Origin of the sequence: Streptococcus salivarius, from assembly GCF_002094975.1 — a bacterium.
In the GTDB taxonomy this organism is placed as follows: Bacteria; Bacillota; Bacilli; order Lactobacillales; family Streptococcaceae; genus Streptococcus; species Streptococcus salivarius_D.
Genome location: NZ_CP015283.1, coordinates 1,559,106 through 1,575,761, shown reverse-complemented (window position 1 = coordinate 1,575,761; position 16,656 = coordinate 1,559,106). Strand labels below are relative to the sequence as shown.

Sequence of the window (16,656 nt, the reverse complement as noted above, 5' to 3'; positions counted from 1 at the left end):
CCTTTCTTTCCATCCTTAGTATAAAAAACAAATTTAAGGAAAGTATCAGTTTTTTGATAAAATACAAAAAAACTATCTCAGGACTTAACTTGAGATAGCTTTCTTTTTATTTAACAATAGATTCTTTGTAGTCACACTCTTCGTTACTACAGATAACTTGCTTGCCGCCACCACGGACTTTCTTCTCGACAAGATAATCGCCTGATTTAGGACAGTTACGTCCAACAGGGATATCCCACGATGTAAATTCACAGTCAGGATAGCGATCACAACCATAGAAGACACGATTTCGTTTTGTCTTACGTTCGATGACCTGACCTTTACCACAGGTTGGACAAGTAACGCCAATTTCTTTGGTTATGGCTTTAGTATTGTGACAATCTGGGAAGTTACTACATGCATAAAACTTACCATATCGACCAAGTTTGATGACCATTGGGTGACCACAGAGGTCACAATCAAAACCAGCTGGCTCATCCTTGATTTGGATTTTTTCAATACCTTCTTCAGCTTTTTCCAATTCTTTTTGGAAAGGTTTGAAGAACTCATCAATAACCTTTTGCCACTGCTCTTTACCGATTTCAACTTTATCGAGTTTTCCTTCCATCTCGGCAGTGAATTTAACATCCACGATGTCAGGGAAGAATTCGACGATTAAGCTATTAACGATTTCACCAAGTTCTGTTGGTTCAAAACGTTTAGCTACTAATTTAACATAGTAACGACGTTGAATAACATCAAGTGTCGGTGCATAAGTTGACGGACGACCAACACCATTTTCTTCCAGCGTCTTAATCAGAGTCGCTTCAGAATAGCGGGCAGGTGGTTGCGTGAAGTGTTGTTCAGGCGTTGTCACAACCTTCTTAACCGTATCACCTTCTGCCATATCAGGAAGCATTTTGTTCTTATCAGAATCGTTGTAAACGGCCATATAACCATCGAACTTGATTTGGCTACCATTTGCAGTGAAAATGACTCCGTTTTGAGACAAGGTCACCTTCATCGTATCAAATACTGCAGCTGTCATTTGACTCGCTACAAAACGATTCCAGATAAGAGTATAGAGCTTAAGCTGATCCTTATCCAAATACTTAGCGATGCTTTCTGGTGTTTGGAAAACATTTGACGGACGAATAGCCTCATGGGCGTCTTGTGCTCCCGAACTATTTTTCACCTTGCTGCCATGTTTTGAATACTTAGAACCAAAGCGTTCTGTAATAAATTCAGCAGCCTGGTTTTGTGCCACTGGACTGATACGTGTAGAGTCCGTACGCATATAGGTAATCAAACCTTGAGCTCCTGAACCCAAATTAATTCCTTCATACAACTGTTGAGCAACCATCATGGTCTTACGTGTTCGGAAGTTAATCTTATTAGCAGCATCCTGTTGGAGAGATGAAGTTGTATATGGCAATGGCGCATTACGACGGCGTTCTTTTTTCTCTACTTTATCTACGTTAAAGTCATCACTTGTGATACGAGAGAGAACGGCTTGAACATCCTCATTATTGTTGAGCTTAAGCTTTTTACCATCTAAGCCATAGAAGCTAGCCTGAAACTTCTTAGCACCCTTCTTAAAGGCACCATCAATAGTCCAGTATTCTTCTGGTTTAAAGGCCTTAATTTCATTTTCACGGTCAATAATAAGCTTAAGCGCTACTGATTGTACACGACCTGCAGAAAGACCTTTCTTAACCTTCTTCCATAGAAGCGGTGAAATAGAGTAACCCACAATACGGTCCAAGACACGACGAGCTTGCTGAGCATCTACCAAGTCCATGTCAATGGCGCGTGGCTCTACAAAGGCATTTTTTACTGCATCTTTAGTGATTTCGTTAAAAACGACACGATTCTTATCATCTGGCTCTAATCCAAGAATATGTGACAAATGCCATGAAATGGCTTCCCCTTCACGGTCCGGGTCACTTGCGAGAAAGACTTGCTTGGCTTTTTTAGCTTCTTTCTTCAATTCATTGATAAGAGGTCCCTTACCACGAATATTAATGTACTGAGGTTCGTAGTTGTTTTCAAAATCAATAGACATACTTGATTTTTTCAAATCACGAATATGCCCAACAGAGGCTACAACTTTATAGTTGCGGCCAAGATACTTCTCAATCGTTTTCGCTTTAGCAGGAGACTCCACGATGACCAAATTTTTCTTTGGTGTCGCTCTCTTTTTAGTCGCCTTTTTGGCTGTCGTTTTCTTTGTTGTTTTAGTTTTCGTTTTTGTTGTCGTTGCTGTCGCCATAGACTATTTCCTTATAATGTTATAAACTGGCTGCGCCACTAATCTGTCTAAAATCTAGTCACAAGACATTAAAAAATGAAACATCTTGGACCGAGCAACTAACATGATACCTTCCTTTTCTTTAACTGTCAATAAAAAACTTTATCTCTATAGGAGAAGTTTGATTTTCAAGAAAACTCTGAAAGGATGTCAAACCCTGTCGTAATGCACTTTGCACCCTCCTGAATTAAGTGATGGCATCCATCTGACTTTCCATCTAAAATATTTCCTGGAATAGCAAAAACATCTCTACCTTCTTCCATGGCACGCTCACAAGTAATCAGACTTCCTGAGCGAAGCTTAGCTTCTACAACCATAACTCCTTGACACAATCCAGAAATAATCCGATTGCGTTCAGGAAAGTGGTACTTGAGAGGCTGCTCACCTGGTCCATATTCTGTAAGAACTAAATGATTTTTGGCCATATAGTCCTGCAAAGCTTTATTTTCTTTAGGATAATAAACATCAAGTCCTGTCCCGATAACTGCAATAGTGTTTCCCTTATTTTTCAAGGCCTCCATATGCGCACAAGTATCAATCCCACGCGCCAATCCACTCACAATAGTAAAGTGATTCCCAAGTTCACTAACAATTTTACGGACAGACTGTTTGCCTGTTTCAGAACACTTTCTTGCCCCAACAACAGCTAGCTTTGGTTTACTCAGTAAATCAAGATTCCCCTGATAATAAAGGAGGACAGGAGGATTATAGGTATGCTTCAGCTCAATGGGATATTCTTTATCAAAAATCGATAACGTAGGAAAATGGTCGAATTGTTCTTTGAGTTGCTTAATATCTAAACTCTTGTATTTTTCCATAAAAAGAACGGCATTTTTAGACTTGGATACCACTGCCATATCACGTAAACTCAATTTTCTATCTTGAGTCTTTTGATAGTCCAAAATATTTAAGATATTTAAATTCGTCAACCCAGCGGCTTTAAGTTTAAAAAGTTCAAAATTATTCATATAGATACCTCCTTTTCATTATTCGTAACAGAAAAGAAAAAAGCTCCATTATGGAACTTCCGTGATTACAAATCAATTTCAGAGGCAAAATAAGACGCCGCTCCTAGTAGGTTACTATCGTTATGGAAATGACAAGCTTGAATAGTCATAGGCTCAAGACCTAATTCAGACTTATCCTTAAATAACTCCTCATAGGCATTGCATACTCCTTCTATTAAAGTACCTTGCCTACTGATACCACCACCGATAACAACTTTCTCCAGCCTAAAGAAGCTCTGTAAATTTAGCACAAGAACAGCAATTTCATGACAATAGTCTTTAAATAAAAGATTTAGCTCTTCCGATTGATTTCCCTCTATAGCTGAGAATACGGCTGGACCGTCGTCTTGATTTAACCCAAGTAATTGACTGGCTTCATGAATAAAGCCTACTGCAGACCCCTTATTATCGACAAGACTTACTAAGCCATGCATAAACAATTCCCACTGGAAGGGCAGAGAGGTTTGATTCATGCTTTGGGGACTTGGAGCTCTCAGATATTGGGTGACTGACAGAGGTGATAGCAACTCTTTCTGTGAAACAAGTCCTAAACCAACACCCGTACCTAAAACCAAGGCAGCCCCACAATCTAAGTCTTGTAGACTTCCATATCTGGCTTCAGCCAAAGCTGCCGAATCAGCATCATTAATAACCTTTACAGGGAGTTGGAATGTTTTAGTCAATCGTGACCCAAGAGGAATAGCCGTTAAATAAGGGATAAGACCGCCCTTGAAAATGAAGCCACATTTACTATTGATTTCTCCAGGGCACGCAATGGCAATCCCAGAAATGATATCCTTTTGAGACGAGACAATATGCTCTAAAGTCAACCAAAAGTCGTCTAACGTTGTTGGAGTTGACACTTTAGATTGATTGCTAATCTTAAAATCATCATCAACTAACCCAAACTTGATAAAGGTTCCTCCAATATCAATAGCTAAAATCACACCACTTCACCTACTTTTTATTATTGACTTTATGGGTTCAAAGCTTCTTCTATGAATTGGAGTAACACCAAATTTATCTATGCCAGACAAATGATCCTTGGTACCATAACCTGCATTTTTGGCAAATGCGTAACCAGGAAACTCCTGATCATAATCAGCCATCATCTTATCACGGGTTACCTTTGCTACGATAGAAGCTGCCGCAATTGATAAAGAATTAGCATCCCCTTTTATAATTGATGTTTGTCCTATTGGTAGGTCCAAAGTCATGGCATCAATTAACAAATGTTCAGGTTTGGGACTAAGTTTTTCAATAGCTTCAGCCATAGCAAGCTTGGTTGCTTCATAAATATTGACATCGTCAATCACATGATTGTCCTTAATACCAATCCCAACAGCTACCGCTTCCTTCATCACCTGCTTATAAATAGCTTCATGTTTTGATTTTGGTATTTTTTTACTGTCATTGAGACCTTTTATTTTGCAAAACTTTGGTAAGATAACCGCTGCAGCCACTACTGGTCCGGCCAAAGGACCACGTCCAACTTCATCAACACCTGCAATGAGTTCAACTCCCTGAGCATAAAGCGATTTTTCATAACTGAGCATCATCTCTAAGCGTTCTTCCTCAGCAATATCAGCTAGGATAGCTTTACGGCGTTGCTTAATGGCAGTCTGTACACCAGCTCGACTATCTTCCTCAAAACTTGTCCATCGGTGATCGTCAAGGTCTGTCAAAGTGGCCAATTGCTCTTTGACTTCTTTAATTGTCGCCATCAGTATCGACCCCAACAATATCAAGTGTGTAACGTCCTAGTTTTCCATCACGAACTTCTTTGACAAATAGATTATAGAAACGGTCATAATCTTCACGGAAGCCAAGTTTTCGAGTCATTTCCATAATGATTTCTGGTGCCTCTTCTTCAAGGTCAATCCCTTTAAAGCGTTCCTCTAAACGTTCAGGATAGTAAGTTTTAAAATAGTTAAGTCCAAAAATTGTAACCTCATCCATTGGCAATAGCTGGTCCTTGATGGCACCTGTCAAAGCAAGTTTCAAACCGACCAATTCATCTTCAAACTTAGGCCACAAAATCCCCGGAGTATCCAGAATTTCCAAGTCCTTATTAGACTTCAACCACTGTTGACCTTTTGTCACACCAGGTTTATTTCCTACAACGGCAATTTTTTTACCAGCCAAACGATTCATCAAGGTAGATTTCCCAGCATTTGGAATCCCAATAATCATGGTTCGCAAGGTCTCTTTCTGGATACCGCGTTCACGTAGTCGTTGAATCTTGTCAGCCATAAGACTCTTAGCAGCGTCTGTCACCAATTTAACTGTAGATTGTTCCTTGGAGTTGATGGCCAAGGTTTTAATTCCTTGACTCTCAAAATAGCTACGCCACTCTTTTGTACGATTACTATCAGCAAGGTCAGCCTTATTGAGAATTAAAAGCTTTGGTTTATCGCCAACAATTTTAGTCAGCATGGGATTTTGACTTGACAGTGGCAAACGTGCATCCACTAAAATTGTTACAAAATCCACATGCTTAAGATTTTCCTGAACTTGTCGACGGGCTTTGGACATGTGACCAGGGAACCATTGAATAGTAGCCATGTTTATCTCTCCTCTTTATTTTCTTAGTAAAATATGATTTAAACTCTTTAAAAAAAGCCAAAGACTTGGCTTTACTTTACTTATATTATATCAGATTTAGTTTAAGATGCCCAATCGATAAAAGTTGACTAAGCCTCAACCGGCATAAAGTTACCGACAATTTTACCGATGATTCGGGGATCTTCGTCATAGGGTGCAAACTTATCACCATAACGTTTATTAAGAGAAACTAAACGAAGCCCGTCCTCCTCACGATAGACCTTTTTGATATAGGTTTGACCATCCCAGTCTACAGCATAAACAGCTCCATCATAATCAAAACCTGTTTGTTTGATTAGCACTACTTCACCATTTAGGTAGGTAGGTTCCATAGAGTCTCCAAATACCCATGATGCAAAATCATGATCCAATTCTTCATCATAGAAAACTTCATCATAATTGCCATCACCAAAGTAAGTGTAACCAGTTCCGGCTGATAAACGCTCGAAAACTTTGTATGAGTAAAGGGGAATAACAGGTGCTTTTTGCTTTTCTGTTTCTTGCTCTTCTAGGAGAGCCTTAGTGAGTCGCAAAGCTTCTTGGCGATTTTCCTCATTTAGTTCCAAGTAGACTTCTACAATCTCATGTTCAGACAGAAAATAAGTCTCAGCTACACCAAAAAGTTCGGCCAAAACCGAAAGGTTCTTTTGATTGGGTTTCGTCTTACCATTTTCCCAATTAAAATAAGAGGAGCGTGAAATTCCTAGATGCTTAGCTACTGATGCTTGGCTCATTCCTTGTGCTTCTCGAATTTCCTTAAGTCTTTGTCCTGAAAACATGGCTACCTCCGTAAGTTAATAAACTAACATAAGTTTATCAAAAAAAGCAGTTGTTTTCAAGTGAAACTAACTACTTTTACATTTCTCTTTTATCTCATTATTTAACTAAAAATCCTAGATGGTTAAGTGCCTCTTCAATATAATCTATATCTTGCTCACTATCTGCTTCGACAAGATGATAATGAACACCGTTTGTCAAATCAGATAAGGGGCGAAAGTCATTTGACGAGGCTTGGTCTAAAAAATGACTAACATCTCGACGACAAGTCAATTTCAACAAAGTCTGAATTTCTCCATAAACTGGATGATCTATCATGATATTTTGAATACGGCCTCCATTATCAACAATAGCCAAAAGCTCATCCTCCATATCGGACACTTTATGATTCACCTTAAATAGTCGATGTACATAAGAATTGTCATCGCTACTTTTATAGATATATCCCCTATTAGTTGAAATAATCTGGGCACCATCTGCACGCAAGAGGGCAATATCTTGAACAATGATTTGACGTGTCACACCAAAATGCTCCGCCAAACTCTGTCCATTCATTGCCTCTTTAGCTCCCTTTAAGAGTGCCAATAATTCTTGTTTTCGATTTGAAGCCATAGACCAACCATCCCTCTTTCAATTAGCGTATTTTTCGAATACTTTTGAAAATCGTTAATGCTATAACATAGTCTATCATACTATGGACAATAGTGCCAAAACCAACTAAAACAAAGAGAACATAGAATAGTTTTTGGAAATCCTCTCCTGTTACGGAATAAAAAATCACGCAAGCAAGAACTTCACCTATGGCATGGATAAGTCCTAAAATAAAGTTGAAAAGTAATGATGATTTATGGTTTTCTATCGTTTGTGGAAATTTTTTCAAATAGAGTGCGCCTAAAAAGCCAAATATAATATGTGAAAAGGCTCTAAAAACAACCACAATCGGATAGCCAGCCATAAAGTATCCCAAACTAGAAGCTAAGATAACAAAAGCAGTTACCCAGGGAGATATAAACATAGCTAGAAATATTGGAACATGACTCCCCAAAGTATACGAAGCCGGTGGGATGATTAGTTTAATTGGCATGATACTTGGGATAAGGATAGCAATTGCAGTTAATAAAGCTGCAAAGGTCATTTCTTGAATTCTCTTTTTAGGTTTCATAATTTACTCCTTTTTACTGTATACACATTAGTATATTACAGTGTATAGTTATATAAGTCAATATTTTTCAAAAAAACACTAGAGCAAAATGCCCTAGCGTTCTAAGTTTCTTATTTACGTTTTTTCTTAGCTTTTTTCATCTTATTAGCTTGACGCTTCATCGCATGTTTCATGGCAAATGAACCAACCTTACCTTTAAGGCCACCACCAAGCATTTGGCTAAGATCCATATTTCCAAGATCTGGCATACCAGCGCCACCCATCATGCCTTCAAGAGCAGACATGTCCATATTACCCATATCCGGCATATTTGGCATGTTTTTTGGCAGATTATTTGGGTTAAGACCCATTTGACGCATCATTTGCTCCATATCACCAGACATAACACCTTGCATCATTTGTTTTGCCTGGTTGAAGTCTTTAATAAACTTGTTTACTTCGATGAAGGTATTCCCTGAACCATTGGCAATACGACGACGACGACTTGGCGTCAAAAGATCTGGATTTTCACGTTCTTCAGGTGTCATAGATGATACGATGGCACGTTTGCGCGCAATCTGTTTCTCATCTACTTTAACATTAGCCAAGGCTGGATTGTTAGCCATACCTGGCAACATCTTGAGCAAATCCTCCATTGGACCCATATTTTGTACCTGGTCTAATTGGTCAATGAAGTCATTGAAGTCAAAAGTGTTTTCACGCATCTTTTCAGCCAACTCAAGAGATTTTTTCTCATCGTACTCTTGAGAAGCTTTTTCGATAAGGGTAAGAAGGTCACCCATACCCAAAATACGACTTGACATACGGTCTGGGTGGAAAGTCTCGATATCCGTAATTTTCTCACCAGTACCCGTAAATTTGATTGGCTTGCCGGTAATCTCACGAATAGAAAGAGCCGCACCACCACGTGTGTCCCCATCAATTTTAGTAAGAACAACACCAGTGATATCTAACTGTTCGTTGAATTCCTTGGCAACGTTAGCAGCTTCTTGACCAATCATGCTATCCACAACCAAGAGAATTTCGTTTGGATGAGCAAAGTCCTTGATATCATGCAACTCTTGCATGAGAGTCTCGTCAATCTGCAAACGACCAGCCGTATCAATCAAGACATAGTCATTCTTATTGGCACGCGCTTGTTCCAAACCATTTTTGACAATCTCAACTGCTGGTGTCTCTGTTCCCATATCAAAAACAGGAACATTGATTTGTTGCCCCAAAGTCTTCAACTGATCAATGGCTGCTGGACGATAGATGTCCGCCGCAATCATCATTGGACGGGCTTCTTGTTCCTTGATCAACTTATTAGCTAATTTACCAGCAAAGGTTGTCTTACCAGCCCCTTGGAGACCCACCATCATAATGATTGTTGGAATCTTTGGAGATTTCTCAATTTCAGATGTTTCAGACCCAAGAATCTCTGTCAATTCTTCATTAACAATCTTGATAATTTGTTGTGAAGCATCAAGAGTATCAATGATTTCGTGACCTACAGCACGTTCACGAACACGTTTAATAAATGTCTTAACGACTGGTAGCGCTACGTCTGCTTCAAGAAGTGCCAAACGAATCTCTTTAGTGACTTCTTGAACTTCTTTCTCTGAAAGTTTTCCTTTACGTCTTAAATTTTTGAAAACGCCTTGCAAGCGTTCCGTTAAGCTTTCAAAAGCCATATATCATTTCCTCTCTTACTTTCTGCTTGAATCTAATCTCTATTATCAATGCTGCTGAGCACAGCAATTTGTTCCTGAAGATAGCTATCGTCTGGATATTTTTCCATGATATCATCAAAAATTTGGTTACGAACGATGTAATCTGAATACATATGTAATTTCATCTCGTAAGCTTCTAAAATCTTCTCAGTACGCTTGATGTTATCATATACTGCCTGACGACTTACACCAAATTCCTCGGCAATTTCTGCCAAACTGTAATCATCCGCATAATAGAGCTCAATATAGTTCATCTGCTTATCTGTCAAAAGTGCAGCATAGAACTCAAAAAGGGCATTCATGCGATTGGTTTTTTCAATTTCCATAAGCTTCATTTTATCATAAAATCATGGTGTTAGCACGATTCTTGTGCAGAAAAAAGTAGTGACTTCTAATTGTTCTCCAAATAAAATTCAAAACGGTCACCAACGTAGTAACTTCGAACATATTCGAAAGCCTGACCGTCTTGGAGGAAGGAAATCTGTGTCAGACTCAAGAGAGCATCACCAGTCTTAACCTTGAGATGCTTGGCTAAACTACTATTGGCCAAACTAGCTGATATGGTCTGCTGACTTTTCCCTATTTCATAGCCATTATCGGTCAGTGTCTTGAAGAAATGTTCCGTAATTTCTGACTCCTTAAAACCTCGGATAATTTTCTCAGGGATACTGGCAATCTCATAGGCAACTGGAAGATCATCCGCAAAGCGAACACGTTCCATACGAATCACATAGGACTGTGGTAAGACACCTAAATTTTTGATTTCAAATTCATTGGGATGCACACGTTTATATGAAATAAGCTCACTAGACGGTTTCTTACCTTGAGATTTAACAATCTCTGTGAAACTCGTGGTTCCACGCATCTTTTCCTTAACTCGACTGCTAGCCACAAAAGTACCACTGCCTGGCTTACGCTCTAAAATCCCCTCATCTACTAAAAGTGTTATGGCCTGACGCACAGTCATACGACTCACATCAAAAGTGTCGCAAAGATCTCGCTCGCTAGGGAGACGTTGCCCGATTTTCCAAGTGCCGTCATCAACATCTGCCTTAATCTTATCATGTATGCGAATATATGCTGGTAGCATCTAATACCCCCTTCTTTACCCCTATTTTACAAAAAAACTAATAGAATTGTAAAGGTGACGACAAGACTTACAGTTTATCGTATAAATCTAGGTGCTAAGTCCTTAAAATTGTGATACAATGATTGCATAAGAGTCCATTTGTGACGTAAAAAGAAAGGGTAATAATGACTGACATTTCTACTTTGAATGATGTGCAGAAAATCATTGTTCTAGACTATGGTAGCCAATACAATCAGCTGATTGCACGTCGTATTCGTGAATTTGGCGTTTTCTCTGAATTGAAAAGCCATAAAATTACCGCTGATGAAGTCCGTGCCATCGATCCTATCGGTATCGTACTTTCGGGTGGTCCTAACTCTGTTTATGCCGAAGATGCCTTTGGTATTGACGAAGAAATTTTTGAACTTGGTATTCCAATTCTTGGTATCTGTTACGGAATGCAACTGTTGACCCACAAACTTGGTGGTAAAGTTGTTCCTGCTGGTGAAGCTGGTAACCGTGAGTATGGCCAATCAACACTTCGCCTTCGTGCCCAATCAGAACTCTTTGCAGGAACTCCTGAAGAACAAGTCGTTCTTATGAGCCACGGTGATGCTGTTACAGAAATTCCAGAAGGTTTCCATCTTGTTGGTGACTCAGTAGATTGCCCATTCGCCGCAATGGAAAATACTGAGAAAAACTTCTACGGTATCCAATTCCACCCAGAAGTTCGTCACTCTGTATATGGTAACGATATCTTGAAAAACTTCGCTTTCGGTATCTGTGGTGCCAAAGGTGACTGGTCAATGGCTAACTTCGTAGATATGCAAATTGCACAAATCCGTGAAACAGTTGGTGACCGTAAAGTCCTTCTTGGCCTCTCAGGTGGGGTTGACTCATCTGTTGTTGGTGTCCTTTTGCAAAAAGCTATCGGAGATCAATTGACATGTATCTTCGTTGACCACGGTCTTCTCCGTAAAGGTGAAGGTGACCAAGTTATGGAGATGCTTGGAGGTAAATTTGGCCTTAACATTATCCGTGTTGATGCTTCTAAACGCTTCCTAGATCTCTTGGCTGGTGTTGACGATCCTGAGAAAAAACGTAAAATCATCGGTAACGAGTTTGTTTACGTCTTTGATGACGAAGCAAGCAAACTTAAAGGTGTAGACTTCCTAGCTCAAGGAACACTCTACACTGATATTATTGAATCAGGTACTGAGACAGCCCAAACAATCAAATCTCACCACAATGTTGGTGGTCTTCCAGAAGATATGCAGTTTGAATTGATTGAACCACTTAATACCCTCTTTAAAGATGAAGTACGTGCCCTTGGTACTGAGATGGGAATGCCTGACGAAGTTGTTTGGCGTCAACCTTTCCCAGGACCAGGACTTGCCATCCGTGTTATGGGTGAAATCACTGAAGAGAAACTTGAAACTGTTCGTGAGTCTGATGCTATCCTTCGCGAAGAAATTGCCAAAGCTGGTCTTGATCGTGATGTATGGCAATACTTCACTGTTAACACAGGCGTTCGCTCTGTCGGTGTTATGGGTGATGGCCGTACTTATGACTACACTATCGCTATCCGTGCTATCACTTCAATTGACGGTATGACAGCTGACTTTGCAAAGCTTCCATGGGAAGTTCTTCAAAAGATTTCTGTACGTATCGTTAACGAAGTTGACCACGTTAACCGTATCGTCTACGATATTACAAGTAAACCACCTGCAACTGTAGAGTGGGAATAAAATATAAACCTAATTTAAAGTGACTTGATTGATTTAACAGCATTTTGAATTGTTTTAAAACGCTAAAATCTAATTAATTATATTTGGTTCCCCACCAAATACCCCACCAGAATTTCTTTCTGGTGGGGATTTTTTATATCTTATTTAAAAAATAAACCAATAAGCAATGATACGGGGTCAGAAAAATTTTTGCTTTTAAGATGAGAGTAGCTCATAGTTTTTCCTCGAGTTCTGTTTATGTGATTACTTACAGTTTACACCAATGAAAAGCTATGAGTTTTTTGTTGCACTATATTTTACAATTTATCAAATAAAAAAACATCTTGCTTATGCTTACAGATTCATCATTTAATGGTTGTTTGACCAATCTTATATCTTCTAGCAAGATAATCACAGACTTCTCTTCGTTTAGATAGAGTTGAACTACTCTTAGTTTTTTCAACAGATTTTGGACTTCTTTTGGGCGGCAATTCACTTCTAGTGAATTATAGTATTTTCACTGTCCACTGTAAGTGGGAGTTTATCACCTTCACCGTCTCAGAGGATAGGAATTAAGAGAAGATCTCAATAGAAAAAGGACTCTGTATTGAAAAAGAATCCTTAATTTCTTATAATCCCATCAAATAATTTCTTCAAATTCCCAAAACTCACCACTGGAAAGACGAGTCCTGAGTAGAATAAGAGCACGGTGTTTAGAAAATCTACCAAGACTGAAATCCGTTGGAAACGGATGGTCAGTCGAATCATGACAAGATAATAGCCAAGGAAAATCAGGAAACCAATCAGTACTACGAGCAGTCCTTGGAAACTGATGACCTTCAAAGAAAAATGAGTTGGTAAGCTCTGATGAATCAAAAGTAAAGCAATCCAGAAAATCAAAGACAACCAAACAAAGTAAACCACTGCTCGTTGCAGGTAAATTCTATACACTGATTGCAAAGCATACTGGGTGCCAAAAGATTGCCCAGACCGAATCTCGTACTCCAACTCTTCATTTCCCAAGGAAACCACATGGGTCAAGATGAAATAATAATAGAAATAGGACAACTGAAAGTCAGAATTTCCCCTCAAAAGGCTATAAAAACCAAGAATGAAAATGACGTGGTAGAGGGTGTCAAACAGGGTATCCGCCCAGCGTCTCTTGCGAAAGAGATAAAATCGCTTCACTTCATTATACATGGAACAAACTTCCCTTCTTTTTGGCATAGGTCAAACAAGTTTGAAAGCACAAGTAACCCAAAAGCCAGTAAATCAAACCGTATCCCAGTAATAATAAAAGAACGAACCAACTTGGTTGGCGGATAAAACTCACCAAGAGATGAAAAGGCAAGAAACGAGTTAAAGTAGCAATCAAATGACTCGATTGTTCCTGAAAACCAGCCAAAAAGAGAATCCCGTAAGCAAGGAGGCTAGTAATACTGGAAATTTTTGTAAAGACAAAGGAAAAACTGGCAAAGAGAAAGCCTAGACCATAAAGGGACGCAATAACCACAAAGGACAGAAGAAAAGTAACAAATGTAACGACCCAGTCAGTAGGAAAGGCAATCTGCTGAACCAAGGCAACCAAGCAAAACAAAGGAATGGCCTTGACCAAGTCCAACAAAATCTGTACGATAATTTTGATAAAAAGCATGCCAAAGATGCTCCGCCGACTCTGAATCACGTTGATAATGGTGCGGTCTGCAATCTCATCCTCGATAAAATAGGTTGGATGGGTGATACTGTGGCTAGAAAAATACCAAGTAAAAAGCAAGATAAACAACTCAAAAGTATCTTGCTGGCTGTCAAAATAGGTCAGAAAACCCGTAACTAGAAAGAAAATTCCCAGGTTGGCAAAGAGAAGATTGACTTTGAACTGTTTGTATTCGCTGAGTTGACGACTAAACTCTCGCCCAATCGCTGATAGCATCATTTGAGCACCTCATACAGCAAATCTTCCAAAGAGGCAGATTCTCGGGTGAACTGCAAGACTTCCGTTTCTTCTAGCAATAGCCGATAAAGGTCTGGATTTCTGGTCTCTACCGAAATCCCATCATCAAGCACCTTGTAGTCCAGCTCAGGAAAGCTTTGCCTCAGTACACTTTCTGCACTCTTAGCTAGAAGCAAGTGATAGACTTCATGCTGGTGGACATTACCAAAAATCTCCTCAAAGGTTCCTTCACGATAAAGCCGCCCCTCCTGAATTACCACCACCCGAGTGCTGACCTTCTCGATAAAACTAGCGTCATGACTGGTGATGAAAATACTTGCTTGATGATAACGAGCATAATCCTGCAAAAGAGTCATCAGCTGTTTTTTTGCCAGCAAATCTAGCCCATTAGTCGGCTCATCCAAACAGAGTACTTTCGGTTTCTGTACTAAAGCTAAGATTAAGGTCAATTTCTGACGGTTGCCCTGGGACAGTTCTGAAACCAGCGTGTCCTTATAAGGGGTAAACGCCAGCTGGTCACACAAGATATCCACCTCTGCCTTGATATGAGACAAGGCAATCCCATTCAAGCCTAGAAAATATTGGAGATTTTCCATAGCTGTCAAATAACTGTACAACCCCTGCCCGCTCTCCAAGACAAACTTGACCAGCGAGTGGATTTTCTTGGAGCGATTAGAAACGCCATAGACACGAACCTCGCCCTTATCCTGCAAAAAAATCCCTGCCAAGAGCTTGATAAAAGTCGATTTACCGGCACCATTGCCACCAACGATGGAGAAGATTTCACCTGAATCCGCTTGAAAATCAGGAATGTCTAACACCAACTTCTTGTGAAAACTCTTTTGAACTTGTGAAAATGTTATGTTAGTCATTTAAGATAACCCCTTGATTTGGAAGATTCCCTTTGATTTTTTCAATATCTATATTTTCAGTATTATATCGTTGCTTTAAAAGCATTTTGACAGATTTTCTTATTTCTTATACTTTCAAAAAATTGAAACTATATTTCAGATACTTCATATAGTTCGCCTCTAGACTTATTATATAGTATTGTCTTTTTATTTCCCTTGAATTGTCAAATTAAGTGCATACTTTCCCCATAGAATACTTCATAAGGTGTTTTCCAGTTAAGACATTGATGCATATCTATCTTAAACTCTGTTTTTTGTGCTGGACAGTATACGTTTTAATGAAATTATAAACTAACAAAAACACCATCGATACAAATATATCGATGGTGTTTCTCTACTAGACCACTTTCAAAAAATGATTTAAGTGACTTATACCACACCACTCTTCAAATAATCACGATAATATTGAGTGAGATATGTTTACTTAGTGAAATCCAATACTTTACGTCCTTGAATTTCACCTTTTTCCATTTGATCAAAGACTTCTACCGCTGTATCAACAGGAACAGTTTCAACAACCGGTACTACCAATCCTTGTGCACCGAAGTCGAAGGCTTCTTCTAAGTCTTTACGTGTACCTACAAGAGATCCAACAACACGGATACCATCTAGAACTGTTTTGACAATTGAGAGCTCCATATATTCAGATGGGAGACCAACCGCAACGACTGTTCCACCAGCACGTACACTATCGATAGCCTGGTTGAAAGCAACCTTAGAAACCGCTGTTACAACAGCACTGTGTGTACCACCAGTTTTTTCTTGGATATAGCCTGCTACATCTTCAACTTCTTTACCGTTCACCACTAAATCAGCGCCAGATTCTTTAGCCAAATCAAGTTTATCTTGGTTGATATCAACAGCTACTACTCGTGCATTGAAAACCTTCTTAGCATATTGAATAGCCAAGTTACCTAGTCCTCCAGCACCATAAATAGCTACCCATTGACCAGGTTCAACTTTAGCTTCTTTAATAGCTTTATATGTTGTAACTCCCGCACAAGTAATAGATGAAGCTTGAGCTGGATTAAGTCCTTCTGGAACTTTCACAGCATAGTCAGCAGTAACCAAAGCATAGTCACTCATACCACCATCAACACTATAACCAGCATTTTTTACAGAACGACAGAGTGTTTCACGACCAGTTGTACAATATTCACAGTGGCCACATCCTTCGAAGAACCAAGCAATTGATACGCGATCACCTTTTTTAAGTGTCTCAACACCTTCGCCAACTTCTTCAACAATACCAATTCCTTCGTGGCCTAGTATACGACCTGGTACTTGGCCAAAGTCTCCATGAGCTACATGAAGGTCAGTATGGCAAACGCCACAGTACTCAACTTTAACCAAAGCTTGACCATGACCAACTACTGCTGGTTTTTCATGATCAACAACTTCAACACCTGTACTTGCTTGATTAACAACAACTGCTCTCATCTTAAT

The 16,656-nt window shown here is 39.3% G+C and carries 16 protein-coding genes; 1 reads left to right on the top strand and 15 read right to left on the bottom strand.

Features of this window, described 5'->3' with window-relative positions:
* Positions 1-106: 106 nt before the first annotated feature.
* From topA to V471_RS07325, 11 genes are all read right to left on the bottom strand, one after another.
* A complete protein-coding gene (gene topA / locus V471_RS07375) occupies positions 107-2,251 on the bottom strand; it encodes a type I DNA topoisomerase (protein WP_004182436.1) in 2,145 nt (714 codons plus the stop codon).
* 167 nt (positions 2,252-2,418) lie between these two features.
* Positions 2,419-3,258 carry a DNA-processing protein DprA gene (dprA, locus tag V471_RS07370; protein WP_070847319.1) on the bottom strand — a complete coding sequence of 280 codons (840 nt, stop codon included), beginning with the start codon at positions 3,256-3,258 and terminating at the stop codon, positions 2,419-2,421.
* A 65-nt stretch (positions 3,259-3,323) separates the two neighbouring features.
* Complete coding sequence (locus tag V471_RS07365) at positions 3,324-4,244, bottom strand: ROK family protein (protein ID WP_049553738.1); 921 nt, start codon at positions 4,242-4,244, stop codon at positions 3,324-3,326.
* 6 nt (positions 4,245-4,250) lie between these two features.
* Positions 4,251-5,021, bottom strand: a complete 771-nt coding sequence (locus tag V471_RS07360) for a ribonuclease HII (protein WP_084871341.1) — start codon at positions 5,019-5,021, stop codon at positions 4,251-4,253.
* Positions 5,008-5,862, bottom strand: a complete 855-nt coding sequence (ylqF, locus tag V471_RS07355; RefSeq protein WP_014634567.1) for a ribosome biogenesis GTPase YlqF — start codon at positions 5,860-5,862, stop codon at positions 5,008-5,010. The genes V471_RS07360 and ylqF overlap by 14 nt, the downstream gene beginning before the upstream one ends.
* 128 nt (positions 5,863-5,990) lie before the next feature.
* On the bottom strand, positions 5,991-6,680 hold the full coding sequence (locus V471_RS07350) for an XRE family transcriptional regulator (protein WP_049553740.1): 690 nt from the start codon (positions 6,678-6,680) through the stop codon (positions 5,991-5,993).
* A 97-nt stretch (positions 6,681-6,777) separates the two neighbouring features.
* Positions 6,778-7,290 (bottom strand): transcription repressor NadR, encoded by a 513-nt coding sequence (locus V471_RS07345; RefSeq protein ID WP_049553741.1) that lies wholly within the window; start codon positions 7,288-7,290, stop codon positions 6,778-6,780.
* 22 nt (positions 7,291-7,312) lie between these two features.
* The gene (locus V471_RS07340) at positions 7,313-7,840 is read right to left on the bottom strand and encodes an ECF transporter S component (protein ID WP_049553742.1); all 528 of its coding nucleotides are present in this window, start codon (positions 7,838-7,840) and stop codon (positions 7,313-7,315) included.
* A gap of 110 nt (positions 7,841-7,950) precedes the next feature.
* The gene (gene ffh, locus V471_RS07335) at positions 7,951-9,513 is read right to left on the bottom strand and encodes a signal recognition particle protein (protein WP_002883924.1); all 1,563 of its coding nucleotides are present in this window, start codon (positions 9,511-9,513) and stop codon (positions 7,951-7,953) included.
* A gap of 32 nt (positions 9,514-9,545) precedes the next feature.
* On the bottom strand, positions 9,546-9,878 hold the full coding sequence (locus V471_RS07330; protein WP_049553743.1) for a putative DNA-binding protein: 333 nt from the start codon (positions 9,876-9,878) through the stop codon (positions 9,546-9,548).
* Positions 9,879-9,943: 65 nt separating this feature from the next.
* Entirely contained in the window at positions 9,944-10,642 is a 699-nt protein-coding gene (locus V471_RS07325; protein ID WP_002883912.1) for a GntR family transcriptional regulator, read from the bottom strand.
* Between the two features lie 164 nt (positions 10,643-10,806).
* Between V471_RS07325 and guaA the strand changes: the two genes are divergently transcribed.
* Positions 10,807-12,369: a glutamine-hydrolyzing GMP synthase gene (guaA, locus tag V471_RS07320; RefSeq protein ID WP_002883901.1), complete on the top strand. Its 1,563-nt coding sequence runs from the start codon at positions 10,807-10,809 to the stop codon at positions 12,367-12,369.
* 600 nt (positions 12,370-12,969) lie between these two features.
* Here guaA and V471_RS07315 read toward each other — a convergent pair.
* The 4 genes from V471_RS07315 to adhP all read right to left on the bottom strand — a co-directional run bounded on the left by V471_RS07315 (position 12,970) and on the right by adhP (position 16,650).
* Positions 12,970-13,548, bottom strand: a complete 579-nt coding sequence (locus V471_RS07315; protein ID WP_070849709.1) for a hypothetical protein — start codon at positions 13,546-13,548, stop codon at positions 12,970-12,972.
* On the bottom strand, positions 13,541-14,281 hold the full coding sequence (locus tag V471_RS07310; protein WP_013990505.1) for a hypothetical protein: 741 nt from the start codon (positions 14,279-14,281) through the stop codon (positions 13,541-13,543). The genes V471_RS07315 and V471_RS07310 overlap by 8 nt, the downstream gene beginning before the upstream one ends.
* Positions 14,278-15,171, bottom strand: coding sequence for an ABC transporter ATP-binding protein (locus tag V471_RS07305; protein ID WP_014633060.1), 894 nt, complete (start codon positions 15,169-15,171; stop codon positions 14,278-14,280). The genes V471_RS07310 and V471_RS07305 overlap by 4 nt, the downstream gene beginning before the upstream one ends.
* A 459-nt stretch (positions 15,172-15,630) precedes the next feature.
* Positions 15,631-16,650: an alcohol dehydrogenase AdhP gene (gene adhP / locus V471_RS07295; RefSeq protein WP_045772403.1), complete on the bottom strand. Its 1,020-nt coding sequence runs from the start codon at positions 16,648-16,650 to the stop codon at positions 15,631-15,633.
* Between the last annotated feature and the right edge of the window lie 6 nt (positions 16,651-16,656).